Genomic DNA, 14,145 nt, shown 5'->3' with positions numbered 1-14,145 from the left:
CGGCGGAAAGCACGTCCTTAGGTATTGGACGCACAATGTTTTTCACTATACATTGACTTTCCAACACGCATGTCATTGCGTTCATCCTTCTCACAAAATTGAATGATGTCACCCGTCTTTTTGTTCCCGTCATAATACGTCACATGAGCTCATCTTTAAAGACAGCCATATATTGTGTATGGAAATAATCGTTATCAATGTCCGTCTAATGTTGCTCAGCTTCCGCGCGAATCCACGCATTCATGATCGGATTGCCGTGCTCAAGTACATATAAAACAACATACGGGCCTACCAGCAGTACCAAACTGATGATGTCCAATATGAGATTTAATTTTTTCACCCTTCAACCTCTTCATTTTCATTTCGACCTGTCAATGCTTCGATGAGCTACAGGCTCAATAACCTCCAAGGGCTCATCACCAAGCACAGACTGCAAAACCTCACTGTTCCGAAATAGCGCACACACAGCCACAACATGCGCCCAACGGCAGTCGACCTGCCCTTTTCAATTTGCACAAGCGTCTTTTTCGAAATCCCGAGCACATTGGCCATTTTTTCTTGGGTATAGCGGCTTTCTGTCCGGATTAATCTTAATTTGGATGAGATGAGCTCTGTTATGTAGTCTTTGTCCATGAAAGACCTCCATTTGTTACTTTTAGTGCAATATTACATTTTTTGTTTTTTTCAATAATTGACTGTAATGAAAACAGCAACATCATACAAGAAATCCCCCAAAAACATGCTAAACTAAAAAAATCATCATACCGACAGGAGGCCCGCCATGCGAAACGAAACCCGCACCCTTTTCCTTGATCTCGATCTGCAAGTTGAAGCTTATCGCTTTAAAGGCATCATGCAGAAATTTCCGAATCACTTTCATGAATATTATGTAATCGGCTTTATTGAAAAGGGTCAGCGCTATTTGCTTTGTCAGGGGCAGGAATACATGATCAACCCAGGCGATCTCGTGCTTTTCAATCCGTATGACACGCACAGCTGTGAACAAATTGACGGTGAGGCGCTTGATTACCGCTGCATTAATGTAATGCCTGACGTTATGAAGAGATTCGTGATGGAGATAACCGGGACTGACAGCCTCCCATACTTCACACAGAATGTCTTGTTCCGCCATGAGCTGAACGCCAGTTTGAAGGAGCTTCACATACAGATTTTGCAGAAAGAAAAAGCCCTTAAGAAAGAAGAGCTGTTTCTAAACCTTCTTGAAGAGCTGATCCGGACGTATTCTGATGTCACGTTTCTCGAAAACGCGCCTGAACCGTCCGATGAGGTCAAAGCGGTATGCGGTTATTTAGAAGCCCATTACACGGAAAACATTACCCTTGATGATCTAAGCAAATTGACGGGCTGGAGCAAGTACCATCTCCTGCGGTCGTTTACAAAGCAGAAAGGGCTTTCCCCATACAGCTACTTGGAAACCGTGCGCATCAACCATGCGAAAAAGCTGTTGGAACAAGGCGTAAAGCCGATCGAAACCGCATTTCAGACGGGTTTCAGCGATCAAAGCCACTTGACCAAATTTTTTAAACGGCAGGTCGGACTGACGCCGAAGCAATATATGAAAATCTTTGAATATGACAGACAGGAGATTGAAGGATGAATACTCGACGAGAAACCGCCGGACATCTTGCGGCTGTTTTAACCATTCTCATCTGGGGCACGACCTTTGTTTCGACAAAGGTGCTGCTCGAGGATTTCTCGCCAATGGACATTTTGTTTTACCGCTTTTTGCTCGGATTGATCGTGCTGATCATTGTCCATCCGCGTTTTTTGAAAGTGGCAAGCTGGCGGCGGGAGGCTCTTTTTGCCGGAGCCGGGCTGTGCGGAGTGACGTTATATTTTTTGCTGGAAAACATCGCGCTTACCCTTTCCTATGCCTCAAATGTAGGGATGATTGTGGCGGTCATTCCAATGATCACCGCTGTACTTGCTCACTTTCTGCTTGACGGTGAAAGATTGCAGCCTCACTTTTTCATAGGATTTGCGGCAGCCTTTATCGGTCTCCTGCTCATTTCTTTCAATGGCAGCGCGATGCTCCATTTGAACCCGCTCGGTGATATCCTTGCCGCAGCCGCCGCTTTGGTATGGGCAATATACGCAATTTTAATGAAGAAAATCAGCACATTCAAATATCATACCATCCAATGCACACAGCGGATCTTTCTGTACGGACTGCTGTTTATGATTCCGGCTCTGTTTCTGTTTGATTTCCGCTTCTCCTTCAGTCCTTTCACCTCTCCCGTCAATTTGTTGAACATCATTTTCTTAGGCGCGGGTGCATCGGCTCTTTGCTTTGTGACGTGGAACTGGTCAGTCGGGGTGCTGGGAGCTGTAAAAACGAGCGCCTACATTTACATGGTGCCCGTCATTACGATTGCCGCGTCCATCATTATTCTGCATGAAAAAATGACGTGGATTGCCCTCTTTGGAGGAGTTCTTACATTAACAGGCTTGTATATTTCAGAAATGAAAGCAAAACCTCAGCTGAAGGAGGAACAAATCTCATGAATGAAACAAAATGCGCACTGATTATTGATGAAAACCTGCCTCTCGGACTGATCGCCAATACAGCGGCGATCCTGGGGGCTGCGCTCGGCAAAAACAAACCCGGCCTGCTCGGGGAAAATGTCACAGACGGATCGGGAATCGAACACTTGGGAATCGTCAAAGTCCCCATTCCTATATTAAAAGGAAATGCCGAGTTGCTTCATGAGTTAAGAAACAAGCTTCTGACCGACGACTTCAACGATATACTAACAGTTGATTTCACCGATGTCGCGCAAAGCATTCATACATATGAAGCATACACTGAGAAATTTCAAAGCACCGCTTCTTCCGATTACCGCTATTTTGGCATTGGCGTATGCGGGGATAAGAAGAAGGTCAACCGGCTGACCGGGAGTTTGGGATTGTTGAGATAAACAAGATACGGACATTGACTCTACTTTATTTGCCGAGTGAGTCAATGTCCGTATTTTTTATGTGGTACGTTTGCCACCTAATAGTGAAAGCATAAATAAAGAAAAGAGGGATCATCTATGGATCGAATGGTGTTGAAAACTCAGGAATGGCTAAACAAAACCTACAGCGGAAAACACGGTTACAACAAGGTTGAAGAGAACGGAAAACCAAGCTGGAAGACGATTTACGGTTTAACAAGAGCATTGCAGATCGAGCTCGGAATCGCGGAGCCTGCTGATAATTTTGGACCGGCGACAGAGAGTAAGTTTGTTCCACTCAAACGACAGGAGAAAAATGAAAAACCTACAAACCTAAATTACATTCTGCAAGGCGCTTTTTGGGTTAAAGGAAGTGGATTTAATCCCGGTGGATTAACAGGTAACTTCTTTGAGGGTACAGAGGATGCCGTGAAAAGATTTCAGAAAGCCGCGGGCCTGGCCAAACAGGATGGCGTTGTCACTGCACAGATCATGAAAGCACTGCTCAACATGAGTGCTTTTACATTGGTTCGAAACGGTGATACTAAAATTCGTCAAATTCAGCAAAATCTAAATCGGGATTACAATGATTATTTCGGATTAATGCCTTGTGACGGCGTTTATTCCCGAGAGACAAATAAGGCGCTGATTTATGCTTTGCAAAAAGAAGAAGGCATGAGTACAAGTGTGGCAAACGGCTTTTTTGGACCAGGTACAACAAGCAAATGCCCGACACTCAAACCCGGTGATTCCAGAACCAAATTCGTACTGATTCTTCAATACGCGTTATATTGCAATGGCTATTCTTCAGGTGAATTTGACGGCTTCTATGATGTAGAAGTAGAATCTGCCGTCTCACGTTTTCAAAGCTTCATGTGTTTGCCGGCAACGGGAATTGCCAATATGGCAACGATCAAGGCCTTACTGTCAAGCTCTGGCGATACTTCGCGTGCTGCCGCGGCCTGTGACACTGCCACGATCCTAACGGCAGCCACTGCGAAAACTTTACGTAACAACGGATACAAAGTGGTCGGCAGATATTTAACAGGTAATGTGCGGTCAAGCAGCGGCCTTAAATCAAAAGCGATGACTCCCGCTGAGCTTTCAATCATTTTTAATGAAGGCTTGAGAGTGTTTCCGATTTATCAGGACGGCGGCTATGAATCTTCTTATTTTGTAAAAAACCAAGGCACGACAGATGCTTACGCCGCTTTCAACGCAGCCCAGGGATTAGGCTTCCCATCCGGCACAACCATTTATTTTGCCGTTGATTTCGACGCGTATGATTATGAAGTAACAGACAAAATCATCCCGTATTTTAATGAAATCAGAGCAGCGTTTGACAAAATGCAAAGTATACCGAACTCGCCTAAATATAAGATCGGCGTCTACGGACCAAGAAATATCTGTATCAGAACAGCCGACGCAGGATTGACGGAATACAGCTTCGTCGCTGACATGTCGACCGGCTTTAGCGGCAACCTCGGCTACACGATGCCGCAAAACTGGGCCTTTGACCAATTCTATGAACACTCAATAGGCACCGGCGGCGGCGCCATCGGCATTGATAAAGACGCTTATTCAGGCAGGGACAAAGGAACAGCAAGCGTCACCCCGTCTTCAGATCCGGTGTATGACGCACGTCTAAGGACATTGAGAAATGTTTTGGCAAATATCCCGGCACTGAGCAGTATTTCAGAACTATTTACAACAATGTTTGTTTTTGATACAACTGAGACAGTTTACGAGTCGTTAAACTTGGATATTACGTTGTCAACTTCACTGATAGTTAAAAATCTAAGTGAAAATTCACCGGGTACATTAACTGTTAAAAACGGTAAGGTCGGGGCGTCGATTACTGAGTTGTTGGGTGATACAAAAACATCACTCAGTTCATCTCAAATCGATTCTTATGAAAACCTTATTAAAAATATTGGATTGACCGTCCGGAACGGTTTCATCCAAGTATCTATCACACCGACCGCCGAATCTTTAGATCTGGCATTTACAGTGTATACGCCGGAAATTCCGGTAGTTGGAAGCTCTACAACTGGACTTTCTACTACAATAACGTTTAAAATTTAAAATTATAAGGGAATACCTGTTACTTCTCCAGAAAGTGAATTTTCGTTTGAGTGGGATTCTATTAAAAAACCATTAATCATTGTAGGCGGAGTTGCTATTGTTGCAGTTGTTGTCATCACTCTGCCGGAAGACTTGGTGCTTGCGGGAGCCGCAGGAGTACTGGGAGCTTTATTCGGAAACAAAGCCGACAACTAATAGATACCCAGAGCTATTCGGAAACTACATGTTTAACATTTTATTCTTGTAGTTTCCCTTTTCTGTTAGATAAAAAAACCGTTCAGAAGGATCGTTTCTCATTTGGAGGTTTGTAAAAATGAACAAAGACAAAGAAGTTTTCATCAAAACAAAGAAAATGGCTGACGCTGTTAAGCAGTATAAAAGTGATGAAGAAATGCTGAATTTTTTATTCAGCCAGGACTCTCTTACGCTAAATCAGTTGAAAATTTATTATACAGACTCTGGGTTCACATCAAATTTGTTCATGAAAACCGGTTTGGCCTGCAGTGTTGCCGCAATGACGTTAACTTCCTTCTTCTTAATACAAGCGGAAAAACTTTTTCCAAATATGCCATTCATCGTTTTAATTTTCTTACTATTTGTATTAACGTGCATTTTATGGCTTCTCTTCAATTTTTTCAAAGCACAAAAAAAGCCTATTCAATTAACCTCACACTTCACTCGTAAATCCGAATTTGCCAGAATAGCAAAAATGATTGATTATGTCTTAGATAAAAAATACAAAGATGCTTTTAAATATAATCTTAAATAGATACATAACATAGAAAGGAAAAGCATTATGAAAAACGATAAACAACTTTTTAAGGAAACAAAAAAAGCTGCTGACATCGTGGTTTCTATTAGCAGTAAAAATGATGAAAAACTGCTCGCTTACCTCGCCGAACAGGATTCTTCCGTTTTAAGCCGGTTGAAAGTCTACTTTTCAAATCCGACTTTCACCTTGCCTTTTTATATTAAATGGACCTTTGTCTGCAGCCTCCTAGCCGCATTTATAGCGACTGTATTTTCCGGTCAAGTTCCTTTTATACAAACAGAAAATTATTTCCTTTACGTGATAGCTTTTTTGTTTTTTTTATCTTGTCTCAGGCTTGTTATTCTTTTACTTATATCAAGAAAAGGGCTTATACAGCCTATATTACACTTCGCTAAAAGAGCAGAATATGCAAAAATAATAGGAATGATCGATTTTATTTTAGATAACAAGTACAAACATATCTAAAACAAACTGCTTAATAACATCGGACTGCAAATTGCGGTCCGTTTTCTTATAAAGAAAAAAGGCATCCCTAAAGATGCCTTCCTCCACGATCACTCACCACTAGACAAATTCTGTCTTCTCTCCTGCTCAGCGATGATTTCATTATCTTCAGCATTGTCTCTCGTCACTTTCTGCGTCAGAATCGCGCCGACCGCCACTAAAATCATCACTGCGATGTAATAGCCTTTTTCATTGAGCTGCAAGTTGTCAGCATTGTAAAGGCCGATGCCGAACAAAAAGACACCCGCGAAAAATGTGAAATATGACATAATCGTAAATGCCGTTGTATTTCTTCTTCTGTATTTCTGCATCTTAATACCTCCTAAAGAATAAAACTATTATACTTGATTTGCATCTCCAGAAGAAGAATGATATTCCTTTTCACACACAATTTAGTAAATATGTCACACTGTAATAAAATAGACCTACATAAAAAAACCGGGGTCATCCCCCGGTTTTTAATGCTTTTCTTCGCCTAAAACAGCTTCTGCAATATTGACGGCATGGTCGCCGATTCTCTCCAGGTTGCTGGTGATATCAACGAAAATTACGCCGGCTTGTCCGCTGCATAATCCGTCGTTTAAGCGAAGAATATGCTTTTTGCGAAGCTTGCGTTCCATTTTATCAATTTGATTTTCTTTTTCGACCACACTTCTTGCGGCTTCTTCATCATTTTGCGCTAGAGCGGTGAAGGATTCTTTGACTGTCGAAATGGTCAGATCAAGCATTTCCGTTAAATCCGCCATCGCCGCTTCAGAAATTTTCACTCGGTTGGATTGCTGGTACTCGCCCAGCTCAACCAAGTTTTCAAAATGGTCGCCGATTCTTTCAACGTCTCTGACGGTGTCCATTAACTTATGATGTTCTTCAGATTCTTGTTCAGAAAGCGTTGTGGCTGACAGTTCGATCAAATAATCCGTAATCTTCCGGTCTAAATTGTTGATTGCATCTTCTATCTGAAAAGCGTTTTGTGCATGCTTTGCCTGTTTTGTGCTTAAAAATTCCTTTGTTTCTTCAAGCCCTTTCACAGCAAATTCACCCATGCGCAACACTTCTTCTTTCGCCTGGCCGAGAGCAATTGAAGGTGACTGCTGAATGAACAGCGGATCAAGATGTGTTGCTTTATAGTCCACAACTGTGTCCTTGCCGGGGATGAGCTTCGTGACGACCAAAGCCAATACTCCGACAAATGGAAGCTGAATCAGCGTATTTGACGTATTAAAGATTCCGTGGGCAAACGCAATCAACATTTTAGGATCAAGTCCCAAAGAGGATTGAAGCATCAAGATTAAAGCTGTGAACGGCTTCAGCAAGATGAGGAAAATCGCTGTCCCAATAAGGTTAAACATTACGTGAACGGCGGCAGCCCGTCTTGCTGCAACAGATGCGCCGAGAGATGCCAATACAGCTGTAATCGTCGTACCGATGTTATCTCCGAATAATACAGGCAGAGCACCGTTTAGATCTATTAATGAATCGGCAAACAATCCTTGCAGGATACCGATGGTTGCACTTGAACTTTGAACAAGAACTGTAAAAAGAGTACCGACAAGCACACCGAGAACAGGGTTCGTACTCATGCTGACGGTTAAATCATGAAAGGCCTCAACCGTCCGGAGCGGCTTCATACCGCTGCTCATCAATTCCAATCCATAGAAAAGCGCACCAAACCCAAACAAAACTTGTCCGATGTGTTGAGACTTTTTGTGCTTAAAGAAAAACAGCAAAAACGATCCGACAGCGATGATCGGCAGCGCATATGCACCGACATCAAAGCCGATAATAAAGGCCGTGACCGTCGTTCCGATGTTTGCACCCATAATGACGCCGATCGCCTGGCGAAGGGTCATAAAACCGGCGCTGACAAGACCGACAGTGATAACGGTCGTGCCAGAACTGCTTTGAATTAAAACCGTGACAATAATACCTGCCAGCACACCCATTAGCGGGTTGCTTGTAAAACGATCTAAAATGTCTCTCAGTTTATCTCCTGCTGACTTTTGGAGCCCTTCCCCCATAAACTTAATACCTAAGAGGAAGATACCGAGACCTCCTATAAATTCAAAAAGCAATTGCTGCACATCTATTTCCAAAGTCGTGCCCCCCTAATTCGACATAAATCTACAAACACTATGATTATGATGGAGATCAGAGCTTATGTAAACGATTCACATTAAAAATTTACAATAACTTAACATTGAACTGCTTAGGATTTACATTCTCTTAACATTGCCCCCTCTCATCGCGAATATACGCGGTATCCGATTGACAAAAATCACGAACTTTTTCATGTTTAAACCGTATGCAGAAGAAAGGAGGGGTAACCCGTGTCAAATTCAGCCGGACAATCTAACTCGAAGACAAAAAGCGAATCGGTTTGGGATGTATTTGGCTATCTGTTTTATATTGGATCAATCATTTTTTTGATTGCTGTATGGGGTACACTGCCCGATAAAGTGCCTGCACATTACAATGCATTCGGTGTGGTAGATCGCTGGGGTTCAAAATGGGAGCTTCTCATTCTGCCCGGTGTTGGATTATTTATCATTCTTTTCATGCAATTCTTAGAGAGGCATCCCCAGATTTCAACTACCCAAAGCGCCTGAATGAAACAAACGCACAGTTCTACTTGCTCGGCAGAAAACTGATCAACCGGTTAAAAAATGCATTTTTTCTCTAATATTATTTGAATCGGAATCGAACGCTTTAGGCTGAGGAAGCGGATTTGGCAAATGGTTTTCGCCTGTAACAATACTCGGTACCTTGGTTCCAGTTGTCATCCATATCATGCAGCAAAGTAAGATACAATACTCCCTGCAGTATATTTTTAAAACCATCCATCAGACCCCATTATTTTCTACAAATTAAAGAAAATTAACGGAGGAAACGAAAATCGGACAGCTAATATACCTGCCCTTTTCCTATTCGCTTCGTATTAAAACAGTCTCTTCCTTGGAAACATCATCAAAAAGCAAACGAATGGAGCCGATCGAAGTCGTCAATGTCACCTTTAAAGCAGCGGATTAAAACCGCAGCTTTACAATCGCAGGCCGCAATCATTATAGCATGGCTCAATTCCCGCACCTCTTGCCTGCGTTGAGAAAGAAAAGTGAAAAGTGATCACTGCACGTTGTTATTGCTTTATCGTTTGAATTAAAAAAGAGCATTCCGTTGTAGAATGCTCTTCATTAGTTTTATATTACCAATTGATGCATACTGCCAATCCGCCGACGCCTGTAATTTCAGCTGCTAAACTCTTAAACGCACTGCCTCCGACCCTTAGTTTTTCTTCCCATGTCGTAGCACCGGCTAGAAGTTTAGCAGTTTCTTTAAGTCCACCAAGTTCCTTTATATATTTCTTCACTCTTATTATTTTTGCAGCTGCAAACAAGTTTGATCCAATGAACCACGCTATAGCTGCAGAACAAGCTCCGATTTTAGCCCAATCAGGATCTGCGATAACTGGAAATGCGGTGTTTTCATTGAAATCTATTACTTGAATCAATGAGTTTCCCTCGACCCTAAAATGAGAAGGAACATCATTTTTATTCGCATCTTTTGCCCAAGCTGGACTGAAAACACTTGTCACAATGTTATTAGAATCAACAACAAACACTTCTCCCGTGTCAAACTCTTCACCTAGGTATTCTGCTGCAGTCATTAGTTTGCTGCCTTCAGGCAATTGCAAATCATATTTATATTCTTTAGGAGCCGTTTTATTTTTTATTTTAATTAAATTTCTTACTCCGTCTTTTGTTGGTTGAACGCCAAAACCCACACTGCTATTTGGATGATCAAAAACTATTGTTCCATTTTTAGTTGCAACACCCGGTGCGTTTACTTTTTCAGCTGGTAAATGGATGCTTGTTGATACGTTATTCAATTGTATTGCTTTTTTTGAATCTTTAGGTATTTTTATGATTCCAGTCTCATTTTTAATGACTGAGTATGTATCGGTACTTTCGTTTGATTTCATTATGTTTTGAATTCCTGTAACATGTTCAATATCCTGGGCTGTTTGCTGAATTTCCTTATGAATCTCAGTTGTTTTAGCACTTGATGCTTTTGGCTGGATAACTCAAATGACCAGTGCCAAAGACAAAATTAATGGTAAAGACACAAATAAACGTTTCTTTAAACTTCTCATTTTTGTCTCCTTTCTTATACAAGTAATTTTATAGTATACTTATTTTTAACATAAAATACAATTACTGTAAATGGAGGTATTGTATGTTTGAAGCAATTATTCTGCTAATTTTAGGATTATCGGTTCTCGCAGCTGGCTTTTTAACTTTAAAAAGAGAGTTGTCGATTGAATCTGTTTCTATATCTTCAGCTGATGAAGCAAAATCAGAAATGAAAAAGATTTTAGACGACCATGGCTGGTTTTACCTGTCTGGAATCGCCCTTTTCATGCAGTTTGTTTTTCGGGGATTTGAATTCACATTTGAGTATTTTTTTCATGCATTTTTAATTAGCTCCGGAATCCAGTCCCTATTTTACCTTTTCAATAAAAAGGAGATGGGCTATAAAGTCTGTGCGGTTATTGTTGTTAGCTTTTTAGTTATTTATTTATAACAAACAAGAAAAAGAGTGATGAATCGTCCATCACTCTCTTTTTCTATTCCTTTATCTTCTTCCTGCCAAACGGCCACCAGTTGCCTTCTCCAAACGTGACGATGATGGCCGGAATAAGCAGCGGAAGGACGACGAGTCCGTAAAGCAGCAAGCCGACAATGACAACGGTGGCGACCTGCATCAGCGTATTGACACCTGAAGGCATCATCGCCGCAAATGTTCCGGCTAAAATGATGGCTGCTGTCATGATGACAGAGCCCATCTTGCTCATTGATCTGACGACGCCTTGATGGATGCCGAGGTGGACCTCTTCTTTAAACCGGTCAAGCAAGAAGATCGAATAATCCACCCCTAAAGCAATCAAGATCACAAAGCTGAAGAATGGAACGGCCCAGCTCACCCCGTCATTTCCCATGATATCGACAAAAATGAATTCCGTGATCGACATCGACGTATAATACGTGATAAATAGTGATGCAATCATATAGACAGGCATGATCATGGAACGGAACAAAATGGTTAACACCGCAAACAAACCAATGACCATAATCAGCATCGTACGGGATAAATCCATTGTCGATAGTTCTTTTAAATCTGCATTCTGGCTGGTCACCCCGCCGTACACGATCACCGCATCTTCCAAAGGTGTACCGGCTGCTTCGTCAGCTAAGGCTTTTTTTATCTTATTGACTGTCTCAATGGCTTGTTCTGAATAAGGATTGATGTCCAATACCACGCTCAATTGAACACCCTTGCCGTCTGAAAAGGAGTAGTTATCAATTGATTTTTGAAAATCTTTGTTTTTCATGACACGATTCGGTATAAATATCCCCGTGTCTTTCACGGTTGAACTGTTGCTCATGTCCTCCAGCATATCACTGGATGCCGTGATGCCGTCGAAAATTTTGGCCAGCCCGTCTTTCGCACTCTTTACACCGTCTGCAAGCTGCCCCAGACTTTCTGTAAGCGTTCCGGCTTGCTTTTGCTGTGCTTCAAGCTGTTGATTTGCCTGTTCTAGTCCGCTTTGAATTTTTCCCAACTGGCCGCTGATGGCTGTCAGCTGCGGCACCGCCTGTGAAGCGTTGCCCGTTTGTTCCATCTGCCCGCTGACAAGCTGCAGCTGGCTATTGATTTTTCCCAGCCCATCGGCCGCATCCCCAAGCGATCCGCCGGAGTCGCCATTCGCACTTGAACCTGCGGTCTGTCCGGCTATTTGTCTTAGCCCTTCTTCTACATCTGTTAAACCGCTTTGAACATCGCCAAGTCCTTTCGTTGTCTTATTCAACCCGTCTGCTACCGCCCCCAGCTGATGGTCAATAGATAAACCTTCGATTTCCTTTCCAGTTGGCTGTGTGATGGTCATGACAGAATCAACATGTTCCACTTTCTCGATGGCTTTGCTGATATTTCCGAGATAGGGGATTGTTTCAGCTGTCGTTAACTTGCTTTCTCCTTTCATCACAACATTCACAGGGAAAGCTTTTCCTTCGCCAAGACCTTCTTTAATCGCCTCAAGACCTTTGACCGATTGATAGCTGCTGCTGATTTCTGAAGTAGAATCAAAGGAAATTTGATCATCATACGTCAGAATAAACGGTACGGTAATGATGGCTGTGATGACGATAAATAAGAATGGACGCGCCACCGAATGCTTTCCAAGAAAACCCCATAATTTATTATCATTATGCGAAAGAACCTTCTTCGATGGCCAAAATAATGTTTCACCCAGCGTCACCATAAACAACGGCAGCAACGTGTATAAAATAATCATTAATACGCCCACGCCGACGGCGACTCCTACGGCAGATTGGAATACAGCAAACTTTGCAAAACCAAGAACAGAAAACCCAACTAATACAGCAAAACCGCTGATAAAGAGTGTTTTCCCCGCCGTGCGGTAAGCGATCAGCGTCGATTCGACCTTGTTATGTCCGTTGGCCAGCTCTTCGCGGAAACGTGTGAGGAGGAGGATGCAATAATCCGTCCCTATCCCAAACAATATGGCGACGAGAAACGTTTGGGTGAAGGTCGAAATCGGAAAGCCAACATTGTGGACTAAAATCGCTAATAAGGATTGGCTGATGAAATAGGAAAAACCGACAACGATAATTGGTACGAAAGGCGTGACGACTGAACGGAAAACGACCAGCAGCAAGCCGATAATTAAAATGACCGTGATGACTTCTGTTTTCTTCAACCCTTCCTCTGAGCTGTGGGCGAAGTCTTGATTGATGAGGGATGCTCCTGTAATGTATGCAGTCAAATCATCGGGAACAGCCTTATAAATGTGATCCGCAATCTTTTCCACTTGTTGATCAGATCCCGTCACAGTGACAGGAATCAGGATTGTTTTCTGATCCTTTGACATGAGTTGATCGCGAATTTCCCGATCGCCTGATAAAGGAGATGTCACACCTTCTACACCATCGATTTTTTTTGTTTCAGTGATGAATTCGCGCAGCTGATCTTTTTCGTTTTTCTTTAAAGCGTGGTCTAATGTGACGACAACGCTTATCACATTATGGTTTTCCCCTGCATCCTTTAAAATCGCACTTGCTCTTTCCGACATCGAATCCGCCGGAAGCTGAGCCTGCCCCTTTTCGTTGGCCAGCTCAGTCAAGTTTGGCGAAAATAGACTCAATATGACCGTCAATGCTAAAACAACCGCCGCGATGACCCATTTAAATTTGACGATAAATCTCATTCCGTATGGTCTCCTTTAAATTTTCTTTTTAAAATGGTGAAAATAGCAATAAAGGAATCTAAATGCTCCTCATCGGCATCATCAATCAGTTTTCTTAAAGCCTGAAAAATGGCTGAATCGAGTTCTGCCATAATGTGTTCGCCTTTTGCCGTAATTTTAATATGCTTAGAGCGTTTATCATGATTGATGTGGGATTCATCCCATTCCACAAATCCTTTTTCTAAGAGCTTTTTCAGCCTGTTGGAAACAGCGCTTTTATGTACGTTTTGTATTAAAGCCAAGCTGCCTGGAGAAGTAGGGCCTTTTATCTTTAGAATCGTTAACAAGTCGGCCTGTTCTCTGGAAATGTGTTGAAATACATCCTGGTTGATTTCACGCTGCACAAACTCCGTGCCTTCAAACAATACTTCCGCGAAGAGATCGATTGCCCGGCACAATTTCTTTTCATCCAACAGTTTTCACCTCTGCATTAGTTTATACCGCTAAACTTGCTAATATGCCATATAGTTTATACCGTTAAACTATATGGTGTCAATATCGTATTT

Annotated in this window: 12 protein-coding genes and 3 pseudogenes; 8 read left to right on the top strand and 7 right to left on the bottom strand. The window is 42.3% G+C overall.

Annotation, left to right across the window (positions count from 1 at the left end; genetic code table 11):
• Window positions 1–205: 205 nt before the first annotated feature.
• A complete protein-coding gene (locus RBH91_RS01430) occupies window positions 206–340 on the bottom strand; it encodes a hypothetical protein (RefSeq protein WP_307893196.1) in 135 nt (44 codons plus the stop codon).
• Between the two features lie 21 nt (window positions 341–361).
• Window positions 362–633, bottom strand: a pseudogene (locus RBH91_RS01425) (helix-turn-helix transcriptional regulator); the annotation flags it as partial.
• A 148-nt stretch (window positions 634–781) separates the two neighbouring features.
• Between RBH91_RS01425 and RBH91_RS01420 the strand changes: the two are divergent.
• The 6 genes and pseudogenes from RBH91_RS01420 to RBH91_RS01395 all read left to right on the top strand — a co-directional run bounded on the left by RBH91_RS01420 (window position 782) and on the right by RBH91_RS01395 (window position 6,279).
• Window positions 782–1,618: an AraC family ligand binding domain-containing protein gene (locus RBH91_RS01420; protein WP_307893195.1), complete on the top strand. Its 837-nt coding sequence runs from the start codon at window positions 782–784 to the stop codon at window positions 1,616–1,618.
• Window positions 1,615–2,526, top strand: a complete 912-nt coding sequence (locus RBH91_RS01415) for a DMT family transporter (RefSeq protein WP_307893194.1) — start codon at window positions 1,615–1,617, stop codon at window positions 2,524–2,526. The genes RBH91_RS01420 and RBH91_RS01415 overlap by 4 nt, the downstream gene beginning before the upstream one ends.
• Window positions 2,523–2,939: a DUF2000 domain-containing protein gene (locus tag RBH91_RS01410; protein ID WP_307893193.1), complete on the top strand. Its 417-nt coding sequence runs from the start codon at window positions 2,523–2,525 to the stop codon at window positions 2,937–2,939. Before RBH91_RS01415 ends, RBH91_RS01410 begins: the two co-directional genes overlap by 4 nt.
• 117 nt (window positions 2,940–3,056) lie before the next feature.
• Window positions 3,057–5,237, top strand: a pseudogene (locus RBH91_RS01405) (glycoside hydrolase domain-containing protein).
• A 118-nt stretch (window positions 5,238–5,355) separates the two neighbouring features.
• Window positions 5,356–5,811 (top strand): hypothetical protein, encoded by a 456-nt coding sequence (locus RBH91_RS01400; protein WP_307893192.1) that lies wholly within the window; start codon window positions 5,356–5,358, stop codon window positions 5,809–5,811.
• Between the two features lie 27 nt (window positions 5,812–5,838).
• Window positions 5,839–6,279 carry a hypothetical protein gene (locus tag RBH91_RS01395; protein WP_307893191.1) on the top strand — a complete coding sequence of 147 codons (441 nt, stop codon included), beginning with the start codon at window positions 5,839–5,841 and terminating at the stop codon, window positions 6,277–6,279.
• An 89-nt stretch (window positions 6,280–6,368) separates the two neighbouring features.
• On the opposite strand, the gene RBH91_RS01390 is transcribed toward RBH91_RS01395, so the two are convergent.
• Together RBH91_RS01390 and RBH91_RS01385 are read right to left on the bottom strand one after the other, a co-directional pair.
• Window positions 6,369–6,629, bottom strand: a complete 261-nt coding sequence (locus RBH91_RS01390; RefSeq protein WP_148958634.1) for a YiaA/YiaB family inner membrane protein — start codon at window positions 6,627–6,629, stop codon at window positions 6,369–6,371.
• Window positions 6,630–6,776: 147 nt separating this feature from the next.
• Window positions 6,777–8,411, bottom strand: a complete 1,635-nt coding sequence (locus RBH91_RS01385) for a Na/Pi cotransporter family protein (protein WP_307893190.1) — start codon at window positions 8,409–8,411, stop codon at window positions 6,777–6,779.
• Window positions 8,412–8,714: 303 nt separating this feature from the next.
• Here RBH91_RS01385 and RBH91_RS01380 point away from each other — a divergent pair.
• A pseudogene (locus RBH91_RS01380) lies at window positions 8,715–9,126 on the top strand (DUF1648 domain-containing protein); the annotation flags it as partial.
• A gap of 391 nt (window positions 9,127–9,517) precedes the next feature.
• On the opposite strand, the gene RBH91_RS01375 reads toward RBH91_RS01380, so the two are convergent.
• Window positions 9,518–10,294, bottom strand: a complete 777-nt coding sequence (locus tag RBH91_RS01375) for a hypothetical protein (RefSeq protein ID WP_307893189.1) — start codon at window positions 10,292–10,294, stop codon at window positions 9,518–9,520.
• A gap of 254 nt (window positions 10,295–10,548) precedes the next feature.
• On the opposite strand from RBH91_RS01375, the gene RBH91_RS01370 reads away from it, so the two are divergent.
• A complete protein-coding gene (locus RBH91_RS01370; protein ID WP_076757904.1) occupies window positions 10,549–10,896 on the top strand; it encodes a hypothetical protein in 348 nt (115 codons plus the stop codon).
• Between the two features lie 43 nt (window positions 10,897–10,939).
• Here the strand turns inward: RBH91_RS01370 and RBH91_RS01365 are convergent, their stop codons facing one another.
• Window positions 10,940–13,600 (bottom strand): MMPL family transporter, encoded by a 2,661-nt coding sequence (locus RBH91_RS01365; protein WP_307893188.1) that lies wholly within the window; start codon window positions 13,598–13,600, stop codon window positions 10,940–10,942.
• Window positions 13,597–14,052 carry a MarR family winged helix-turn-helix transcriptional regulator gene (locus RBH91_RS01360; protein WP_076757900.1) on the bottom strand — a complete coding sequence of 152 codons (456 nt, stop codon included), beginning with the start codon at window positions 14,050–14,052 and terminating at the stop codon, window positions 13,597–13,599. Before RBH91_RS01360 ends, RBH91_RS01365 begins: the two co-directional genes overlap by 4 nt.
• Window positions 14,053–14,145: the final 93 nt, after the last annotated feature.

The organism is Bacillus swezeyi (genome assembly GCF_030908325.1).
GTDB lineage: Bacteria > Bacillota > Bacilli > Bacillales > Bacillaceae > Bacillus > Bacillus swezeyi.
The sequence above is the reverse complement of the archived record's forward strand: the minus strand, read 5'-3'. Positions and strand labels throughout refer to the sequence as shown.

Coding starts and splice junctions, on each gene's coding strand:
- RBH91_RS01395 (WP_307893191.1), top strand. CDS start 5,839: ATGAAAAACGATAAACAACTTTTTAAGGAAACAAAAAAAGCTGCTGAC.
- RBH91_RS01375 (WP_307893189.1), bottom strand. CDS start 10,294: ATGAAATCAAACGAAAGTACCGATACATACTCAGTCATTAAAAATGAG.
- RBH91_RS01390 (WP_148958634.1), bottom strand. CDS start 6,629: ATGCAGAAATACAGAAGAAGAAATACAACGGCATTTACGATTATGTCA.
- RBH91_RS01415 (WP_307893194.1), top strand. CDS start 1,615: ATGAATACTCGACGAGAAACCGCCGGACATCTTGCGGCTGTTTTAACC.
- RBH91_RS01400 (WP_307893192.1), top strand. CDS start 5,356: ATGAACAAAGACAAAGAAGTTTTCATCAAAACAAAGAAAATGGCTGAC.
- RBH91_RS01365 (WP_307893188.1), bottom strand. CDS start 13,600: ATGAGATTTATCGTCAAATTTAAATGGGTCATCGCGGCGGTTGTTTTA.
- RBH91_RS01420 (WP_307893195.1), top strand. CDS start 782: ATGCGAAACGAAACCCGCACCCTTTTCCTTGATCTCGATCTGCAAGTT.
- RBH91_RS01410 (WP_307893193.1), top strand. CDS start 2,523: ATGAATGAAACAAAATGCGCACTGATTATTGATGAAAACCTGCCTCTC.
- RBH91_RS01370 (WP_076757904.1), top strand. CDS start 10,549: ATGTTTGAAGCAATTATTCTGCTAATTTTAGGATTATCGGTTCTCGCA.